This window comes from Streptomyces sp. NPDC004134, from assembly GCF_042874195.1.
In the GTDB taxonomy this organism is placed as follows: domain Bacteria; phylum Actinomycetota; class Actinomycetes; order Streptomycetales; family Streptomycetaceae; genus Streptomyces.
The window spans coordinates 26,857-46,083 of sequence record NZ_JBIAMS010000001.1 but is presented as its reverse complement, the minus strand read 5'-3'; the positions used below and the strand labels follow the sequence as shown (position 1 = coordinate 46,083).

The window sequence follows — 19,227 nt, the reverse complement described above, 5'->3', positions numbered from 1 at the left end:
TGTCATTGCGTCCTGCCCTGACCCGCCAAAGTGAAAGTGCGGTTTTCCGAATGCCGTCGCAGAATACTCCGCGCGACCGTTTAACGGATCTGGATCGCGACATGATCGCCCCCTACCGGGACGCGTTCCAGCGTGCCGATCGGAAGGGCGCGCGTCGTCAGGTCCGGGAGTCCGTCGGCCGCCGCTGCGTCACCGCTGCCACGTTCACCGTGCAGCTCTCCAACTGAGATCGCCGACCGTTGTCTCCCCTTCCTCCTGAATTGGAAGCATTCGTGGCCGAACAGCAGGCGCAGTCCTCCGTGATCCACACCGTCGTCGAGCAGTCCTCCCGAGTTCTGGAGACCTACCGCATCGATCCGGGACTCATCTCCGAGCACGCCAACGGCGAGCGGCGCATCGCCCAGGGCGGTTACGGTGACCGGCAGCTCTTCGAGCTGGTCCAGAACGCCGCGGACGAGCTGCGTGCCCAGCCCGGCGGCCGGATTCACGTCATCCTCACCGAGACCCACCTGTACTGCGCCAACGAGGGGGATCCGGTGACCGCCGAGGGCGCCGAGACCATCCTCCGTATGAGCATGTCCAAGAAGCGTGGCGGTCAGATCGGACGCTTCGGCGTGGGCGTGAAGTCGGTGCTGGTGGTGACCGACACGCCCGAGTTCTTCAGTCGCGACGGTAGTTTCGGCTTCGATCGGGCCTGGTCGTACGGGCGTATCCGCGATGTGCCCGGTGTCCGCGAGCGGCTCGGCGAGGAGTTCGAGGCCCCGGTCTTGCGCATGGCCCGTGAGCTGGACGTGGCCGCGGAGCGGCTGCGCGACCGCGTACTCGACGAGTTGCTCGAATGGGCCACCACCGTGGTCCGTCTGCCGCTGTTGCCCGACGCCGCCGATCGGCTCGGCAGGGACATGCACGGTCATCCGGGAGCCGCCGGCCACGAGGTCCGCGAGGAATTCCCTTCGAGCTTCCATCTGTTCTCGCCGCACGTCGGCCACGTGGTGTTGGAGGACCACCGGCCACGCCCCGTCGTCCGCCGGACTCTACGGGCGGACCGGGACGGCAGCCTGCACACGGTGCACGAGGAGCGCGTGGGCAGGCCGCCGGTCACCTCGCAATGGCGGGTCTTCACCCACAGCCACGAGCCGACCGAGGCCGCCCGTCGTGATGCCGGGGAACTGCACGACCGGCTGAGCATCGATCTCGCCTGGGCCGTCCCGGACTACAAGCGGGACGAGAACGGCCTGTTCACCCCTGCGGGGCAGCGCCGGCGAGGGCAGTTCTGGGCGTACTTCCCCAGCAAGTACGAGATGTCCCTTACCGGGATCCTCAACGGCGCCTGGAAGACGAACGAGGACCGCCAGAATCTGCTCGACGCCTCCCCCTTCAACAGGGAGATGATCCAGGTCGCGGCCCGTCTGGTGGTCGACTCCCTGCCCGAGCTGGCGCCGACGGAGGACCCTGCCGCGTACCTGCCTCTCCTCCCCGGACGTTCCAGGGAGGCGATCAGTTGGGCGGACAAATATCTCCTGGAGAACATTTGGGACGCGGCAGCCCAGCGCCCGTCGCTGCCTGATCAGGACGGCGTGCTCCGTATCCCCCACGAGTTGCGCATTCACCCGGACCTGTCCCGCGATCTCACCGCGAGCGACCGCTGGTTGCGACTGTGGCACTCCTACTCCGGACGCCCGAAGGACTGGCTGCATCCGTCCGCGGAGGTCACCACCCTCCGTGCCGGCAAGGTCGGGCACATCCTGGAAAGGAGCAGGCGGCAACGGGCCGGAGTCTGCGAGTGGCTCGAGGCGCTGGTCTCCGACGGCACGCCACGGGCTTCGGCGACGGCCGTCCGAATCGTCGCCGACATGATCGATTCGCGTGCCGAGATTGCCGCGGAGGCCAGGAAGGCCAGGATCGTCCTGACGGAGGAGCACGGTCTGGTGGCACCCGTTGTCGGCAAGGTCTTCCGCCGCGCCGACGACGACGGCCTGCGGGAATCGCTGATCTACGTCGATCGGGTACTGGCCGACGACTTGTCGTTGTCTTCTGCGCTCGGCGCGCTCGGAATCCAGAAGGCGGACGTACGGGGTCGGTTCGTCAGCGTTCTCGACAAGGGCTTCGACTCCTACGGTCCGCAGGAGTGGACGCGGTTCTGGGAGTTGTTCCATCGGGCGGGTGCCTCGGCCGTGGGCCCCGAGGTGATCCGGCGCGTCGCGAACCCGATGGACGCCTTGAGGGTGCGCACGGCGGACGGGCGGTTCCAGGCTCTCCGCGACTGTATGCTCCCCGGTCCGGTCGTCACCGCGGAGCGTGACGCGGGTCTCGCTGTCGACATGGGGTTCCACTCGGACGACGCCGGTTTCTTCCGCGACGTGGGCCTGCGGGATCGGCCGACCTCCGGCCACCGGCCCGAGAACGAGTCCTGGTACGAGGAGTACCGCGAGGCCTTGCACGCCTGGTACTGCCGGACGCTCGACGACCGGGCGAGTCGTCCGACACTGGCTCGGACCGGGACCGAGGGCGCTGCCGTCGCCGGCCCGCTTCACCTCCTGCCGCTGATGTCGGAGGAGGCGCGCGCCGCTTTTCTTCAGGTGCTCCCCGATGACGGTCTCATCGAGAACTGGACCCTGCAGATCGGTGCTCAGACCTCCACCCGACGGGCGGTTCCCTCACCGATCCGTTGGATGCTCGACCGGCACGCCCGAGTCATGACATCGCAGGGGATCAAGCCCCTGCGCGAGGCGGTGGGACCTCGACTCGAGGCATACGGGGACGTACTCCCGGTGGCCGCGATCGGTGCCGAGAAGGCCCGCAAGCTCGGCCTCGTCGACAGCGTCGAGAAGGTCCGTCCGCGGCAGTGGGAGCAACTGCTCACGAACCTCCAAGAGAGCGAGGACGATGCTTTCGTCGGCTCCACCTACGTCCTGCTCACCCGTCTGCAGATCGACTTCCCCGAGGATTCCCTGACCCGCTGCCGGGTCGGCGACGCATGGGATGCTCGGGAGGACGGCGAGATCGCCGTGGCCGCCGACGCGGACGAGTACCGCTCACTGCGGGCCGAGCGCGTTCCGGCGCTTCTGATGCCCGATCAGGATTCGGCCGATCTCATGGTCGAACGATGGGGCATGTTGCGCCACGATGACGTGGTCAGCCGCGAGACCCGGCACGAGTCGACGGTGGAAGCGGTGCCGTTGTCCGAGGAGTTTCCGACACTGCGCCAGAAGATGGGGGCCTCCGTCGGCACGTACGTCCTGCTGCGCTGCTCCACGCTGGAAGAGGTCGTCCGTACCCCGAACGGTGCGCGGGCGAAGTCGTTGGAGAGCGCCCGCCAGGGCAGCGTGATCAAAGTCGTGGACTCGTTGGACCGGCTCGGTGTGCTCCGGGCGGTCGACCGCGAGCTCGGTCTGCGGATGGGTGAGTCCGGCTGCCAGGCGGTCCTCGAGGCTCAGGTCCGGCAGGAGCAGGACGAGAAGGTTCGCGCCGCCTTGAAGGCGGTGCGTGAGGCCGAGGACGTGACGGCGAAGCTCGAACTGCTCATCGGCTCCGCGGCCCTGCGCGACCGGCTGCCCGCCGGCCTGCTGGAGGCGGAGCGCCAGGAGCTCGACGGTCAGGAGCCTTCCGGACGTCGGATCGCGCAGATGGCGTTCAACGCGCACGGTGACACGGTGCTGAAGACCCACGCCCGCGACATCCTCGAACGGTTTCCGAGCGCCCCCTCGTCCTACACCGGCGGCTCCGCGGCCGTCTCGTTCGTGGCCGATCTCGGGCTGCCCGCCCCCTTCGCCGGCTACAGAGCCCCGACCTTGGAACAGAGTCTGTCGGTCGAGGGCCCGCGCGATTTCCCGCGCTTGCACGACTACCAGGAGCGGCTGGCCCTCAACATCTTCGAAATGCTGGAGCGGTTGGCTCCGCAGCGGGCCATGCTGTCGTTGCCCACCGGTGCCGGCAAGACCCGTGTCACCGCGGAGGCCGTCATCCGTTGGGTGAAGCAGGCCGGCACCCTCAAGGGCCCGATCCTGTGGATCGCCCAGACCGAGGAGCTGTGCGAACAAGCCGTTCAGAGCTGGCAGTTCGTGTGGAGCAAAGCGGGTGCGCAGAGCCGGCTGACGATCAACCGACTCTGGACGTCCAACGAGGCGGCCCGGATCGACGACGGTCCGCAACTCGTCGTCGCCACCGATGCCAAGCTTCAGGTGTGCCTGGACAGCGACCGGTACGCCTGGCTGCGGGACGCGGCGCTGGTCGTGGTGGACGAGGCACATGCGGCGACCAGCGCGCGCTACACCGAGATCCTGCAACTGCTCGGGTTGACTCAGCATCGGACCGAGCGGCATCTGCTCGGCCTCACGGCCACGCCCTTCCGCGGCGTCCACGAGGAGGAGACACGTCGGCTGGTCAATCGCTTCGGTGCCCGTCGACTGGACGAGGGCGTCTTCCCCTCGGGCGATCCGTACGGGACTCTTCAGGAGCTGGGCGTACTTGCACAGGTCGAACATCGTGAACTTGTCGGCGGCACCATCGAGTTGACCCGCCAGGAGCGGGAGAGCGCCGAGCAGTTCAGCCTGCTGTCCAAGGCCGCGGAACAACGGCTGGCAGAGGACCACGACCGCAGCCGGCGGATCGTCACCGAGATCGCGGGGATGCCGGACGACTGGCCGGTATTGGTGTTCGCGACCTCGGTGGAGCACGCCAAGTACCTTGCGGCCCGCCTGAAGGACCACGGGATCTCTGCGTCGTCCGTCGACGCCACCACCTCGGACAGTGACCGTCGGGCCAGGGTCCGGGAGTTCCGCGACGGACGGGTGCGGGTGCTGACCAACTACGGTGTCCTCACCCAGGGTTTCGATGCCCCTGCCACCCGTGCGGTGGTGGTCGCCCGACCCGTCTACAGCCCGAACGTGTACCAGCAGATGATCGGACGGGGTCTGCGTGGGCCTCGGAACGGTGGCAAGGAGACCTGCCTGATCCTCAACGTGCGCGACAACATCAAGAACTTCCACACCGCCCTCGCCTTCACCGGGTTCGAGCACCTGTGGAGCGAGAAGTGACGGGCGATCCGGAGGGCGGACCGGCCCTCACCGCCGAGCAGCAGGCCGTGGTCGACCAGCCCTGGGACACCCGCCTGCTGGTGACCGCCGATGCGGGTACGGGCAAGACCCACACGCTGGTACGCCGCATGGACGCACTCGTCGGCCACATGAATCCCGACGAGGCTCTGCAGGCATCCGAGCTGCTCGTCCTCAGCTTCTCCCGAGCGGCCGTCCGAGAACTGCGGGACCGCATCGCCCGCCACGGCGAGCACGCCCGGCGTGTGCGCGTACAGACCTTCGACTCCTGGGCCTATTCCCTGCTCGTGCAGGCGTATCCGGACGGCGAGTGGTCGGCGCTCTCCTTCGCCGAGCGGATCGATGCCGCTCGCAAGGCGATCGAGGAGGACGCACTCGCCTCGCTGGAGTCCGGACCCCCTGCACATGTGATCATCGACGAGGTTCAGGACTTGGTCGGCGCGCGTCGGGAGTTGGTCGAGTCGCTCCTCGATCAACTGCAGGACTCCTGTGGGTTCACGCTCGTCGGCGACTCCGCCCAGGCGATCTACGACTTCCAGATCGACCGGGATCGGAACCCGGAGGAGTACGCCGACCGCGCCGACCTGTTTCTTCGCTGGGTCCGTGCGTCCTACTACGACGACCTGGTGGAGCTGCGACTCACACGCAACTTCCGGGCCACCACCCCGGAAGCTCGCACCGCACTCGTTCTCGGCCCTGGCGTGCAGGGGGTCGGCAGTGCACCGGAGGGTGTCGACGAGGCAGCCGAACGGCTCCACGGCGAGCTGCGTGGACTGCTGCTCGACCTGCCGGACCTGGGCGCTCTGACGGATTCCTTCACCCTGGACGTACTCCGTTCCTTCCCCGGCACCTGCGCGATCCTGACCCGCGACAACCGGCAGGCCCTGGTGACTTCTGAGCTGTTGCACATGCACGGCGTGCAGCACTCCCTGCGACGGTCGCTCCAGGACCGGCCGGTGCCGTACTGGGTGGCCGAGCTGCTGCGCCGTACCGAGGCCGTCACCCTCACCGAGGAGCGCTTTCGGGAGCTCCTCGGCGGAATGCCGCTGCCGGAAGGAACTTCCCACGACCGCGTGTGGCGGTCCCTGCGTTTCGCGGCACGCGGGGCGGGGCGGGGAACCATCGACGTGACGCGCCTGCGCAGGCTTGTGGTGGAGCGTCGGTTCCCCGACGAACTGGCCGACCCGGAACCGGCGCGTCTGGTCGTGTCCACGGTCCACCGCTCGAAGGGGCTGGAGTTCGACCGGGTCGTGCTGCCCAGTCCTCCCACGGTGGCCGAACTGCGTCGTCGGGGCATTCCGGACCTGGACATGCCCGGGGAGGCCCGAGCTCTGTACGTGGCGATGACCCGGGCGCGTGAGGACATCTACCGTGTCGCCGCACCGGAGACGGCGACGGTGCTCAAGCACAAGCCGACGGCGCGCTGGTACCGGGGAGTGCCGAATCCGCGACAGAAGTGGCGGCGCGACGGGATCGAGGTGCGGGCCGGTGACGTGGGCGCGTTGGAGCCGGCGGACCTCCATGTCGACGCGGTCGCCGCGCAGGCCTACATGCTGGAGAAGGTGCGTCCCGGGGATCGGGTGAGGTTCATGCTGCGCGACGAGCTTCCCATGGGGGCGGAGCAGAGCCCCGGCTATGCATTGCTGCACGAGGGACGAGAGATCGGCGGCGCTTCCGAGACCTTTCGCAGCGAGCTGTACTCCGTCTTGAAAGTGGGCACGTCGTGGGATGTCCGGTGGCCCGAGGAGATCATCGGACTGAGGATCGACTGTCTGGAGTCGATCGCCGGGAGCACCGCGGCGGGGGCCAACGCGGGCCTGGGCGATCACGGAGTGTGGATCGCACCGCGCATCAGCGGGATCGGACGGTTCCGGCGGCATGCCGGCGTCGAGGAGGAGCAGCAATGACCAGCCACGCAGGGCGCCATGCCGCACATTACGAGGTCCGTGAGGATCTGGTGGCCAAGCTCCGGCGGGAACTGTTCGGCCCGGATGCGGGAGCCTCGGTGGAGGATCGCGGCGAGGTGTTGGAGGAGGACGCACCGCTCACCCGCTATCCCGTCGGTGTCCTCTTTCCTCGTCCGGCCGATGCCAAGACGAGGAGTCGACTCGCGGACGACGTCCAGGAACAGCTCGGTCTGGACGTGGAGCCCGTCCCCCGGAGCCGGAGTGGCGACGAGTCGAGCCCGACCGACGAGCGCCCCGGCGCGGGCGACCGGCGACCGTCCGCCGTCGGCCTCACCTTCGCGGTCGACCCTGCGGTGTGCCCGGAGATCGTCGTCGCCGCGTCCGCGTCCGCGTACGAGCCGGAGGACGCCGAGGGCCGCAAGGTCTCGGCCCGCCGCACGGAGGCCCGTACGACCTCGGAACAGCGGGAACGCTGGCGCCGCATCGAACTGGATCTGCCGGAGGTCACGTTCGACCTGAGGGTCGCCGGGCGCCCCTCGCACGAACTGGCGGACGGAGCGGTGCGGTTGGAAGTGAACGTGCGACCTCCGTCGACGGTCACAGGCACGGTCACCGTGACCGTGACCATGGTCAATGCCCGAAGGGTGGAGGAGCGGGCGCTCCAGGACGCGTTCGCACTGTTCCAGACCGGACTCGTCGTGCGCGCCGCGGACGGGTCGAGCGCATTCGTGGAGCGCCCTGCCGTGCGCTCCGCAATCGACTCCGAGCTGGAGACGAGCCGGCTGCTCCACCGGCACGTTCCCACCTTCGCCACCGGTCACGGCTGTGCCGCCGTATGGGATTGGACTCCGCCTCCGGTCGGTATGACCGACGTCGTGACGGCAGGTGTCGACGAGGTGCGTACCGAGTTCGTTCCCACCCACGAGGTGCTGCTCACGGACTCGAACCCCGACATCGACGACCGCGCCCTCACCATGCTGAGCCTCGCGCGAGCCTCCGACGTGGCCGTGATCGCTGCCTTGGAGGCGCTGGCCGAGGGCTATGAGCAGTGGATCGTGTGGAAGAGGGCCGAGGCCACCGCTCTCGTCGGCAGCGCGTACGAGGAAGCCGCATCCCACCAAGTCGATGCGTGTCAGGAAGCGTTGGACCGGATTCGCGCGGGCATCGCGCTGCTGCGCGACAAACCCGATCTCATGCGCGCGTTCCGGCTCGCCAACGAGGCCATGGCGACCCAGCGCGCCAGGAGTGCCTGGATCAAAGCCGGTCGAGCCGGCGATCCGGACCCGGCCTCGGCACGCTGGCGTCCCTTCCAGATCGCGTTCGTATTGCTCTGCCTGGCCGGAGTGGACGACTCCGAGCACCCGGACCGAGGTGTGTCGGACCTCCTCTGGTTCCCCACCGGCGGCGGGAAGACGGAGGCATACCTCGGACTGATCGCCCTGACCACCTTCTTGCGCAGGATGCGAAGGGGCCGGGACGGCGGTGGAGTCACCGTCCTCATGCGGTACACGCTCCGGCTCTTGACGCTCCAGCAGTTCGAACGGGCCGCGAGCCTCATCTGTGCCATGGAGCGGATGCGCCGGGACAATCCCGCCGAACTGGGCCGCGAAGAGATCTCCCTCGGTATGTGGGTCGGCCGTTCTGCAACCCCCAACACGCTGGAACGGGCGTCCGAGCAGCTCCGTGCGGCCCGTTCCGGTAAGACGCTGCAGAAGGAGAACCCGGTCCAGCTACACGCCTGCCCGTGGTGCGGAACTGCGCTCGACGCGTACCACTACTCGGTCGACGAGTCGGCGGAGCGAATGCACGTGCGATGTCCCGGCTCCGCGTGCGCGTTCGCCGGCGGCCTGCCCGTACACCTGGTCGATCAGGCCGTGTATCAGGCTCGGCCCACTCTGGTGATCGCCACCGTCGACAAGTTCGCCTCGATGCCGTGGCGTGCGCAGACTTCCGCGCTGTTCAACCGGGACAGCCAGGACTCCACCCCGCCACCCGAACTGATCGTGCAGGACGAGCTCCACTTGATCTCCGGTCCCCTGGGCAGCCTCACCGGTCTGTACGAGACCGCCGTCGACGTGCTCGCCGCGCGTCCCAAGGTGCTCGCCTCGACGGCGACCATCCGGCGCGCCGGCGATCAGGGCAAGGCGTTGTTCTCCCGTACGGTGCGCCAGTTCCCGCCGGCCGGCCTCGACGCCCGTGACTCCTGGTTCGCGGTGGAGACGCCTGCTCGGGACAAGGCGTCGCGGCGCTACGTGGGCCTGCTCGCACCCGGTACCAGTCAGTCGACCCTGCTGATCCGCACGTACGCCACCCTGCTCCACCACGCGATGCGGGCCGGCACCACCCAGGACGTGCGCGACGCGTACTGGACGCTGGTCGGCTACTTCAACAGCCTGCGCCTGCTCTCCGCCGCCGAACTCCAGGTCCACGACGACGTGGTGGCCTATCTCGAACACCTGGCCGCGCGGGACGGCTGCGAGCCTCGTTCCGTAGGAAACTATTCCGAGCTGACCAGCCGGGTCGACGCGAGCGACATTCCGGCCCGGCTGAAGCAGATCGAGAGGCGGTTGCCCGGAAGCGATGCCGTGGACGTTCTGCTGGCCACGAACATGATCGCGGTCGGCGTGGACGTGGACCGCCTGGGGCTGATGGCCGTCATGGGTCAGCCACAGACCACGGCCGAATACATCCAGGCCACGAGCCGAGTGGGTCGTGCCCACCCAGGGCTGGTCGCGGTGATGCTCAACGCGGTCCGGTCCCGGGACCGTTCGCACTACGAGAGCTTCCAGCACTTCCATTCCGCCCTCTACCGCGAGGTCGAATCGACCTCGGTGACGCCTTTCTCGGCGCGGGCCCGTGACCGCGGCCTGCATGCGGTGATCGTCGCCATGGCCCGCATCCTGATCCCGGGTCTTCGGGAGGACGAGGATGCCGGGAACGTCGACCGCCATCTCGGCGAGCTGCGCGAGAAGGTCCGCCCGAAGATCCTCGAGCGGGTCGAGGCCGTGGCTCCCGAAGAGGTCTCCCATGTGGCGGATGCCTTCGACGAGTTCGTCGGTTGGTGGTGCGACGAGGCGGCGGCGCATGGCGGCCTCTACTACGAGCCGAGGCGCGGGCGACGTGTCCCTTCTCTGCTCAAGCCCTACAACGACGCCCTGGAGGACGTCGAGGCGTGGGAGACTTTGTGGTCCCTCCGCGACGTCGACGCCGAGTCCGCTCTGTTCCTGGAGGCATCCCGATGACACCGCCGCCTTCCCGCCGCCGCCGCGGCGCGGGCGATTCCTCGGCCCCCGCCCGCAATCTGCCCCGGCGAGGTGCGGTCCGCCGTGCGCAGGCCATCACGACCTACGGCGTGGGCGCACTGATCGCCGTGGAGCAGGAGTCGTTCATCGTCTCCGGCATCGACGGGGCCGATGGATACTGGCCTCGCGACGAGGCACCCGTGATCCACGAGCCGCGCCTCGCCCGCGTGTTGGGGGTGCGTCACTTCCGCGTGCCACCGGCCTCCGGCGACGACAGCCGGGACGGCGTGCGAGTTCGCCGCTTCCCGCTGTGGCACCACTGCCCCGAGTGCCACGCGCTGGATCACGTGCGCAACTTCAACCCACCACCGGGCCGGAACGAATGCGGTGAGTGTGCCGAGCCTCTGGTGCCGTCTCGCTTCGTGATGGCTTGCGAAGACGGGCACATCGACGACTTCCCGTACTGGAAGTGGCTTCACCGCGGTCGGCGTGCCGAGGGTGAGAGGGGACTCTGCGGGGGCCGGATGAGCCTCACCTCCTCCGGGCGGACCTCCTCCCTCCGCTCCGTGGTGATCTCATGCTCCTGCGGTGTGCCGGACGTCTCCATGGAGGGCTCGTTCCGCCGGGAGGCCCTCGGGGATCTGCACATTCGCTGTGAGGGCAGGCGACCTTGGCTGAGGAACGTACCCGACGTCGTCTGCTCTCGGCCGCCCAGAACACTCCAACGAGGTTCTTCCTCCGTGTGGCAGCCGGTCCTTCGTTCGGCGTTGTCCATCCCGCCGTGGAGCGACGTGCGTGTGAACGCGCTCGATCGGCATTGGGACGCGCTGCGCAGGTACTCGGGCGCGGCCGAGATCGAGGCCTACTTGAAGGGCGCCTTCGACGGGACTCCTCCGCTGAGTGGTGAGAAAGTCCTGGAACTCCTGGCCGCCATGGAGGCGGAGGACTCCACAGACGAGGCCGGTCCCCACGTCGATCAGGAGCAGCGCTATCGGGCACTGCGAGTCCTGGAGTACGAGAGACTGTGCGTGGGCAACCCGGAGGACTCCGGTTCGCATACCGAGCAGTTCGTCTGCGAGCCCCCGGCCGAGGGTGGGACTGCCTCGGCGGATACGGGCCCGATCAGCCCGATGCTGGTGAAGAAGCTGCGCGAGGTCCGTGCTCTCAAGGCGTTCACCCGTGTCATCGATCCGGAAACGTCCACCGAAGGGCACGAGGCAGAGCTGTCCTCGATGTGGACGGACTGGCTGCCCGCGATGGAGGTCCACGGCGAGGGTGTCTTCCTTCGCCTGGACGAGGAGGCGATCGACACGTGGGCGGCATCGCCTGCCGTGACCGACCGAGTGGAGCTGATCCGTGAACGGCACCAGCGCGTGCTGACCGAGCGGGCCCCGGCCTCCGGGCGGGTGCCCGTGTCACCCGCCGACCCGCGCATGGTGCTGCTGCACACCTTCGCGCACGTGATGATCAACGAGTGGAGCCTGGACTCCGGTTACCCGGCGGCCTCGCTCCGCGAGCGGATCTACTCGGGTGCCGGGATGGCCGGCGTACTGATCTACACGGCCACCACCGACTCGGCCGGCAGCCTGGGTGGTCTGGTGGCCCAGGGCGAACCCGCACCTCTCGCCGTCGCGGTCCGTTCGGCGATCCACCGTGCGGAGTGGTGCTCCGCCGACCCGCTCTGTCTGGAGACCGAGATCTCCGGCAGCGGGGGGACCAACCTCGCCGCCTGCCATGCATGCGTGATGCTCCCGGAGACGAGTTGCGAGTACAACAACGGTCTTCTGGACAGGGCCCTTCTCATCGGCACCCCGCAGACCCCGTCCCTGGGGTTCTTCGCCGGACTCCTCAATCCATGACCGGTGCCGATCGGAGTCCCAGCGCGGTCTTGACCGCTCGTCCGAGGGCTCGTGCAACCGGGGGCGGCGAGGCGTGCGCCACTTGGCGGTAGCGGACCGTCTTGAGGCCGGCGAACGACCAGTCGTCGGGGAAGCCCTGGAGCCGCGCCGCCTGCTCGACGGTCAGTGACACCATGCCCTTGACGCCTAGCGAGAGGTCCCACGGGAAATCCGGTCCCGGCACCTCGTCGAACACGGTGCCGCCGTTCACCCGCATGCGCTCCCAGGCCCGTTTCGATCCCGTCGGACCCAGGTCGGCACCGCCACGATTCCAGGAACCACCGACCAACGTCGGTGCGACGCGGTCGGCTTGCGCCGCCCAGGCGGCGGCGTGCGGCCAGCCGCCCGCGGCCATGGAGGCACCCAACGCCTCTCCCACGGTGGGTGGGGGAGTCGTGCCGGGACCCGGTGCGACGAAGTCGTCCAGGTGATCGCCCTTGAAGGCCACCAAGAGCCCCTGCTTCCGGTCCTGTGGCACACCGTGGTCCATCGCGTTGACCACGAACCAACGGTGCCGGTAACCGAGGTGGTCGAGCTCGGCGGCGATATCCGAGCGGATCGATGCATACGCAGGCTTCGATACGAGATCCGGGAGGTTCTCGAGCAGCAGGGCACGAGGCTGCACCCCGTGCACGAGCATGATCGTCGCCACGAGCAGGCGTAGCTCCTCGCCGGTGTCCTCGCGGGTCACCGCCGCACTTGCCTTAACTCGGGGCAGACCGCCCACCAAGAGATCCACGTCGTAGGTCTCCTGGTGATCCACCGGATCGAACTCCAGCAGATCGGTCTCGAGGACCTGCCAACCGGGACGATTCAGGCGCAGCGATTCGCACACCACCGGACGGTTGTCGAGGAGCAGCACGGGTTCGAAGCCGGCCTGCTCCAAGCCGAGGGCCATGCCGCCGGCGCCGGCGCACACGACGAGGGACGTGAGCCGTTCGCCTCTGGAGTCTTTCATGATCACCGTTCGTGCTCGTCGGGAGCGTGACCCAGGGCCGACATCGGACGCGGCCCCCGCCGGGCCCGCAATGTCGTGTCGCTCGGACATCCGGAGGTGGTCGGCCCCTGAGCGTCGATGATTCCACCTTCCTCACGGGGGAGGGGCTCTACGGTCGGACTCCATGCGCCCGATTCGGGCCAATCCGGGGTGCGTTCGGGAACTGAACGCGGGTGAGTGGACGTCGGGTTGAGTCCTGACGAGAGGTGTTGACAGCGGTTTCGGGCGGCTCTAGGTTCTGCCACGCCCCTCTGAGAGCGCTCTCACCCTCCTTTGTCCCCCACTCATTGCGAGGTACGCAGCTCGTGGGACCACAGCAGAAGCACAGACGCATCCTCCTGGCCCTCACCGCCGCCGCCACCGTCGCCGCCGGGACCGCACTGCCCGCCGGGCCGGCGGCCGCCGCGGAGATACCGGTCGGACGGGGGAGTTACTCCGACACCCGGCCGCCCGGCACCTCGGGACCCGTCGACAACGCCGGGCAGCCGGTGGCGCCGAAGGTGACCGAGCGGGTCGCGGACCGGCCCGTACCGACCAACGACTGGTGGTCGTCGCTCGCCTTCCAGCGGGCCGCCGACAACCCGTACTCCCTGCCCATGTTCGGCCACCCCCTCAGCTACCGCGCCGTGTCCGGCGGTCTCGAGGTCGGGTACGCCACCGAGCACGTCGTCGTCGGCGGCGGCGTGCAGTACGAGTTCCAGCACAAGGCCGACCTCACCCTCGGCGTCGCCGGCCTCAACTCGCCCGATGCCCGGGCGGACGGCTGGTCCGACTGGACCGTCAGCCCCTACTGGGCCGGCGGCGGCCGCACCCTGCGCGCCACCATCGGCCACGGCAGCCCGTACGTCTACGCCGAGGCCACCGGCGGCGCCGCGCAGATCACCGCCGCCGCCGCGCCCCAGGTCTTCGCCGACGACGGCAACGCCCTCGGCATCACCGTCGGCGGCAAGCACTACGCGCTCTTCGCCCCCACCGGCAGCGACTGGACCGTCTCCGGCAGCACCCTCAGCGCCGACCTCGGCGGCAAGGACTACTACTCCGTCGCCGTGCTGCCCGACCCGGGCGCCTTCGAGACCTTCAGCCGCTACGCCTTCAGCTTCGTCACCGGCTCCCGCGTCGACTGGGACTACGCGCAGGGCCAGGGCCGCATGAACGCCACGTACACCCTGGAGACCGAGGCCCGCGAAGGCACCGAGACCGGCACCCTCCAGGCGCTCTACCCGCACCAGTGGAAGCACACCTCCGACCAGCTCACGGCGTACGAATACGTCTCGCCGCGCGGCACGATGAAGGTCCGCGAGGGTGCCTCCTTCACCACGTCCCAGGACGTGACGGGGGTCCTGCCCGCGCTGCCGGAGTCGGGCGGGGTGGACCGGGGGCGGCTGGCGGCCTTCGTGAACGAGGTCGCGGACACCGCCTCGATCGGCCGCGCGGACACGTACTGGACGGGCAAGGCCCTCGGCCGCCTCGCCCAGGTCGTGCCGCTCGCGGACCAGGTGGACGCGACCGCGGCGCGGGACAAGATCCTCGGGGTGATGAAGGCGCGGCTGGAGGAGTGGTTCACGGCGGGCGGCGAGACGGAGTTCTCGTACGACGCGGTGTGGAAGACGCTCACCGGCTACCCGGCCTCGTACGGCAGCGACACCGAGCTGAACGACCATCACTTCCACTACGGCTACTACGTGATGGCCGCCGCCGTCGTCGCCCAGTACGACCCCGCCTGGGCCGCGGACTCCGCCTGGGGCGGCATGGTCCGCGAACTGATCGCCGACGCCGCCAACCCGGCCCGCGACGGCGACCGCTACCCGTTCCTGCGCGGCTTCGACGTCTACGCCGGCCACAGTTGGGCCGCGGGCCACGCGGGCTTCGCGGCCGGCAACAACCAGGAGGCGTCGTCGGAGTCGGTCAACCTCAGCGCCGGCCTGATCATGTTCGGCGCCGCGACGGGCGACACCGAACTGCGCGACCTCGGCGTGTACCTGCTGACGACGGAGTCGGAGGCGGTACGCAACTACTGGTTCGACGCCGACGAGGACGCCTTCCCGGCGGACTTCCAGCACAACACGCTGGGGATGGTGTGGAGCGCGGGCGGCGCGCACGCCACGTGGTGGACGGGCAACCCGGAGGAGATCCACGGCATCAACGTCCTCCCGGTCACCGGCGCCTCGCTGCACCTCGCCCGCGACAAGACGGCGATCGACCGCAACCTCGCGGAGATGGAACGCGAGAACGGCGGCCCGGCGGTCGAATGGCGCGAACTCCTCTGGGAGTTCCAGGCCCTGAGCGACCCGGCCGCGGCGCGCCAGGCGTACGCGGCGGGCGGCGGCGGCACGTACGCGCCGGAAGCCGGCGAGTCGTGGGCGCACGTCTACCACTGGATCCACACCCTGGCGGCGACAGGCGCGCCGGACACCGCGGTGACGGCGGACAGCCCGACGGCGGCGGTCTTCGCGACGGGCGCCACGAAGACGTACGCGGCGCACAACTACGGCGCCACGGACCAGACGGTGACCTTCTCCGACGGCAAGACCCTGAGGGTCCCGGCCCGCTCCTCCGCCACCGAAACAGGCTGACCCACCGCCCTCCACCCGTGCCCCGCGCCGCCCCGAACCCCGACCCCGCGGGACGGCGCGGGGCGCACCTTGTCCGTAACTATCGGGTTATCTACCCGAGAAGGTCTAGTCCAGAGGTGACGACAACGCTAGGTTGTTGCAGCGTTACGTTCGTTGTCACAGGGGTGGGGCTTCAGTATGCGGTACCTGGTGCCCGTGGCCGGCGCGTTGAGCGTCGGCCTCGCTTTGCTCTCCGGCTGTTCGGCACCGCAGGACGCCGAACCCGAAGAAAGGAAGCCGCGGGCGAGTAAGGCGGCGGAGCGCGTGCCGGAGCCTCTGACGTCCGCTGAGCTCAAGGCGCTTACCTTCAAGGACGGCGAGGTGCCGCAGGCGTCCGAAGGGGGCATGGAGGTAACGGAGTTCGCGGCAGAGGAGGGGGAGAGTGAATTTCCGCCCGTGTCGGATCCCTACTGTCAATTCGTTAATGAAATCCGCAGCGGCGAGAGTGCATCTGCCGGAGTGTCGCAGCTCTTCAACTGGAAGGACGACATCTTCGCTGGTGATTCGGTTATCGCCGCTTACCCGGCAGGACGGGCGGAGAGTGAGTTCGATCGTCTCCGGGAGGCGCTTGACCGCTGCGAATCCTACGAGGGTGAGAGCTACGGCGGAGATTACCGGGCAAGGATCGAAGAAAAGTCGACCGCCGGGTTCGGCGACGAGGCGGTGACCTTTCTGGAGATGATTCCGATGGATCATCCCAAAGACCCGCGAGAGCGGGTGTCGCAGTTCACCGTGGTGCGGGTCGGTGACGTGATCGCGACCTTCCTGAGGTACGACCTGGGGCACACCACGCCGTTTCCGGCGGACCTGATCAAAAAGCAGGTCGAGCGGCTGGCCGAGGCGCAGGAACAGCGGGTCAGGTGAGGAGTTGTTCTGCGGGGGCCGGGAGTTCCTGGCCTATCAGGGCGTGGAGGCGGGGGTACGCCGACGGGTGGCCCAGGAGGATGGCGGCCTGGAGGGTGTTGGCTTCCGGGTCCAGGATGAGTTTGGCGTAGCGCGGGGTGGGGGTCGCGTGGGTGTAGGTGAGTTCTATAGTGGCGTTCCCCGCGGGGTGGGGGTTGCCCATGCTGGCTACGTCTACGCCCGGGAGTTTCAGCACCGTTGACGGTTCCGCCGGGGACAGCGGCGGTGGCGGGGTGGGGTTGCCGGTGAGGTGGCCGGCGACTGTGGCCGCCATGTGGTAGCCGGGGGCCACCGTGCCCGTGCGGCGCCCGTTGATCGCCGCGCAGTCGCCTATCGCCCAGATCGCCGGGTCCGTGGTGCGGCAGTCGTCGTCCACCAGGCAGCCGCCCCTCTCGCCCCTGGGCAGGTCCGCGGCCGTCGCCAGGTCGTCGCGGGGGCGGGTGCCCGCGGTGAAGACCACCAGGTCCGCCCTGATGCGGGTCTCGTCCGTCAGGGTCACCCCCGTCGCCGCACCGTCCGGACCCGCGTCGATGGACTTGAGTGCCCGCCCCGGGTGGAGGTGGATGCCTCTTTCGCTCAGGCCCGTTGCCAGCATCTCCGCCGCCGCCAGGTCCAGTTGCGCCGGCATCAGGTGCCGGGCCGCCTCCACCACGTGCGGGCGTACGCCCAGGTGGCGGCGGAGGGCTTCCGCCGTCTCCAGGCCCAGGAGGCCCCCGCCCACGATGACCGCCCTCTTTCCCGGCGCGGTCTCCGCCGCCCTGCGGATCGCGTTGACGTCGTCCAGCGTCCGGTAGACGTAACAGCCCCTCAGTTCCGCCCCCGGCAGCGGCGGTCGGGCGGGCACAGCTCCCGTCGCCAGCACCAGGGCGTCGTACGGCAGGCGCTCGCCCTCCGCCGTCACCACCTCTCGTGCCGGTCTGTCCACAGCCGTTGCTCTTGTGTGCGTGCGGACCTGGAGTCCCGGGGCGTTCTGGGTTCCCAGCATCAGTCGCGCTTCCTCTGCGCCCCTCAATCTGTCCGTCAGCCCTATGCGGTTGTACGCCCCGTGCCGCTCCTCGCCCAGCACCACGATCTGCCAAAGGCCCCGGCGGTCCCGGGTGCGCAGCTCCGCCACCAGGCGGTGTGCCGTCATTCCGTAGCCGATGACCACCAGGCGGTTCATGCCGTGCTTCCCGCGAACTCCCGGCACAGACCCCTGATGTCGTCCTCGCACGAACCGCACCCCGTCGTCGCCCTCGTCGCCTCCGCCAGCGCCTCCGCCGTCCGCGCGCCCGCCTCCCACGACTCCGCCAGCGCCCCCTTCGTCACGTTGTTGCACCGGCACACCACCGCCTCCGGCGGCAGTTCCGGCAGGGGGCCTGTGCGCGGGGCGGGGCGGCCGAGGAGGAGGGCCAGGCGGCTTTCGGGGAGGGGGGCGTCCGTGGTGTAGAGCTGGGTGAGGGTGGCCAGGGCCTGGGGGAGGCCCGTCAGGACGGCCGCTCGCAGGCGGCCCGCGGTGTCCAGCGCCAGCCGGGCGTAGCGGCCGCGGGCCGGGTCGCGGTACGTGACGATCTCGTCCCCCGCGCCGCCCCGCCCGTCGCCCAGCACCCCCAGCGTCAGCCCCGGCACCCGCAGCCGGAACACCGGGCGGCGGGCGGTCCTCCCGCCCGGTACCGATGCGCCCGTCAGCGATCTCGCCACCGCCTCCGCCTGCTCCCACCCGTCGTACAGCGAACCCGCCGGCTCCGTGCAGTCGCCGACCGCGCGGATCGCCGGGTCGCTCGTGCGGCCCGCGGCGTCGACCAGCACCCCGGTACGTACCGCCAGACCCGCCGCCTCCGCGAGTCCCGTGCGGGGGCGCACGCCCGTGCAGCACAGGAGGGTGTCCCAGGCCAGCAGCCATTCGTCATCGAGCGAGAGCTTCCCCGGCTGCACCCCGGCGGCCACCCGGCCCAGCTCCAACCCGACGCCCAGCCCGGTCAGATGCCGGGTCAGCAGCCCGCCCGCCTCCGCGTCGAGGCGGTCGTCCAGCGGGTACGGGCCCGGGTGCACCAGCGTCACCCGGCGGCCCGCGCGGCGCAGCGCCGCCGCGGTCTCCACGCCCAGCGGGCCGCCGCCGAGGACGACGATCTCGTCGCCGCGCACGCGGGCGCAGTCCGTGCGCGAACGCAGCCCGGTGACCCCGTCGATCGGCCAGCCCGACGCGTGCCGCAGGCCCGGGACGGGCGGGAGGTGCGGGCGGGCGCCGGTGGCCAGCACGAGGGTGTCGTACGGGAGCCGGTCGTGTTCCGTCGTACGCACCTGCCGCAGGCGGCGGTCGATGCCGGCCGCGGAGACCCCGTGGCGGACGGTCACGTCCGGGAGGTCCGGCAGCCGGAGGTCGGCGGCGGTGAGGCTGCCGTCGAGGAGGGCGGGGAGGAGGACGCGGTGGTACGCGGGGCCGGGTTCGGCGTCGAGGAGGGTGACGGGTCCCTCGTGCCCGTGGTGGCGCAGGCGTTCGGCGACCCGGTGGCCCACGGGGCCGCCGCCGACGATCACGACGCGGGAAGCCGGCGGACTCCCGCCGGTGCCGAACGGGCCCGCCTCCGCCCTGGATCGCGTGCCCGCCGCCCGGCGCCTCCGCCGCCCCGTCCGC

The 19,227-nt window shown here is 69.7% G+C and carries 10 protein-coding genes; 7 read left to right on the top strand and 3 right to left on the bottom strand.

Features of this window, described 5'->3' with window-relative positions; translation table 11 throughout:
• The first annotated feature begins 101 nt into the window (after window positions 1-101).
• The 5 genes from ACFYVJ_RS00165 to drmB are packed head-to-tail and all read left to right on the top strand — an operon-like array spanning window position 102 to window position 12,062.
• Complete coding sequence (locus ACFYVJ_RS00165; RefSeq protein WP_388884837.1) at window positions 102-227, top strand: hypothetical protein; 126 nt, start codon at window positions 102-104, stop codon at window positions 225-227.
• A 45-nt stretch (window positions 228-272) separates the two neighbouring features.
• Window positions 273-5,036: a DEAD/DEAH box helicase family protein gene (locus ACFYVJ_RS00160; RefSeq protein WP_388884835.1), complete on the top strand. Its 4,764-nt coding sequence runs from the start codon at window positions 273-275 to the stop codon at window positions 5,034-5,036.
• Entirely contained in the window at window positions 5,033-6,961 is a 1,929-nt protein-coding gene (locus ACFYVJ_RS00155; RefSeq protein ID WP_388884833.1) for a UvrD-helicase domain-containing protein, read from the top strand. The genes ACFYVJ_RS00160 and ACFYVJ_RS00155 overlap by 4 nt, the downstream gene beginning before the upstream one ends.
• Window positions 6,958-10,203 carry a helicase-related protein gene (locus tag ACFYVJ_RS00150; protein WP_388884831.1) on the top strand — a complete coding sequence of 1,082 codons (3,246 nt, stop codon included), beginning with the start codon at window positions 6,958-6,960 and terminating at the stop codon, window positions 10,201-10,203. The genes ACFYVJ_RS00155 and ACFYVJ_RS00150 overlap by 4 nt, the downstream gene beginning before the upstream one ends.
• Entirely contained in the window at window positions 10,200-12,062 is a 1,863-nt protein-coding gene (gene drmB, locus ACFYVJ_RS00145; RefSeq protein WP_388884829.1) for a DrmB family protein, read from the top strand. The genes ACFYVJ_RS00150 and drmB overlap by 4 nt, the downstream gene beginning before the upstream one ends.
• Here the strand turns inward: drmB and ACFYVJ_RS00140 are convergent.
• Entirely contained in the window at window positions 12,052-13,059 is a 1,008-nt protein-coding gene (locus ACFYVJ_RS00140) for a DNA cytosine methyltransferase (RefSeq protein WP_388886102.1), read from the bottom strand. The genes drmB and ACFYVJ_RS00140 overlap by 11 nt on opposite strands.
• A gap of 344 nt (window positions 13,060-13,403) precedes the next feature.
• Here ACFYVJ_RS00140 and ACFYVJ_RS00135 point away from each other — a divergent pair, with 344 nt between their 5' ends.
• Both ACFYVJ_RS00135 and ACFYVJ_RS00130 read left to right on the top strand, forming a co-directional pair.
• Window positions 13,404-15,671, top strand: coding sequence for a glycosyl hydrolase (locus tag ACFYVJ_RS00135; RefSeq protein ID WP_388884827.1), 2,268 nt, complete (start codon window positions 13,404-13,406; stop codon window positions 15,669-15,671).
• Window positions 15,672-15,848: 177 nt separating this feature from the next.
• Window positions 15,849-16,574 (top strand): hypothetical protein, encoded by a 726-nt coding sequence (locus tag ACFYVJ_RS00130; RefSeq protein WP_388884825.1) that lies wholly within the window; start codon window positions 15,849-15,851, stop codon window positions 16,572-16,574.
• Here ACFYVJ_RS00130 and ACFYVJ_RS00125 read toward each other — a convergent pair.
• The gene (locus ACFYVJ_RS00125; RefSeq protein WP_388884823.1) at window positions 16,567-17,775 is read right to left on the bottom strand and encodes an NAD(P)/FAD-dependent oxidoreductase; all 1,209 of its coding nucleotides are present in this window, start codon (window positions 17,773-17,775) and stop codon (window positions 16,567-16,569) included. The genes ACFYVJ_RS00130 and ACFYVJ_RS00125 overlap by 8 nt on opposite strands.
• Window positions 17,772-19,130 carry an FAD-dependent oxidoreductase gene (locus ACFYVJ_RS00120; protein ID WP_388884821.1) on the bottom strand — a complete coding sequence of 453 codons (1,359 nt, stop codon included), beginning with the start codon at window positions 19,128-19,130 and terminating at the stop codon, window positions 17,772-17,774. Before ACFYVJ_RS00120 ends, ACFYVJ_RS00125 begins: the two co-directional genes overlap by 4 nt.
• Between the last annotated feature and the right edge of the window lie 97 nt (window positions 19,131-19,227).

Coding starts and splice junctions, on each gene's coding strand:
- ACFYVJ_RS00125 (WP_388884823.1), bottom strand. CDS start 17,775: ATGAACCGCCTGGTGGTCATCGGCTACGGAATGACGGCACACCGCCTG.
- ACFYVJ_RS00130 (WP_388884825.1), top strand. CDS start 15,849: ATGCGGTACCTGGTGCCCGTGGCCGGCGCGTTGAGCGTCGGCCTCGCT.
- drmB (WP_388884829.1), top strand. CDS start 10,200: ATGACACCGCCGCCTTCCCGCCGCCGCCGCGGCGCGGGCGATTCCTCG.
- ACFYVJ_RS00150 (WP_388884831.1), top strand. CDS start 6,958: ATGACCAGCCACGCAGGGCGCCATGCCGCACATTACGAGGTCCGTGAG.
- ACFYVJ_RS00165 (WP_388884837.1), top strand. CDS start 102: ATGATCGCCCCCTACCGGGACGCGTTCCAGCGTGCCGATCGGAAGGGC.
- ACFYVJ_RS00140 (WP_388886102.1), bottom strand. CDS start 13,059: ATGAAAGACTCCAGAGGCGAACGGCTCACGTCCCTCGTCGTGTGCGCC.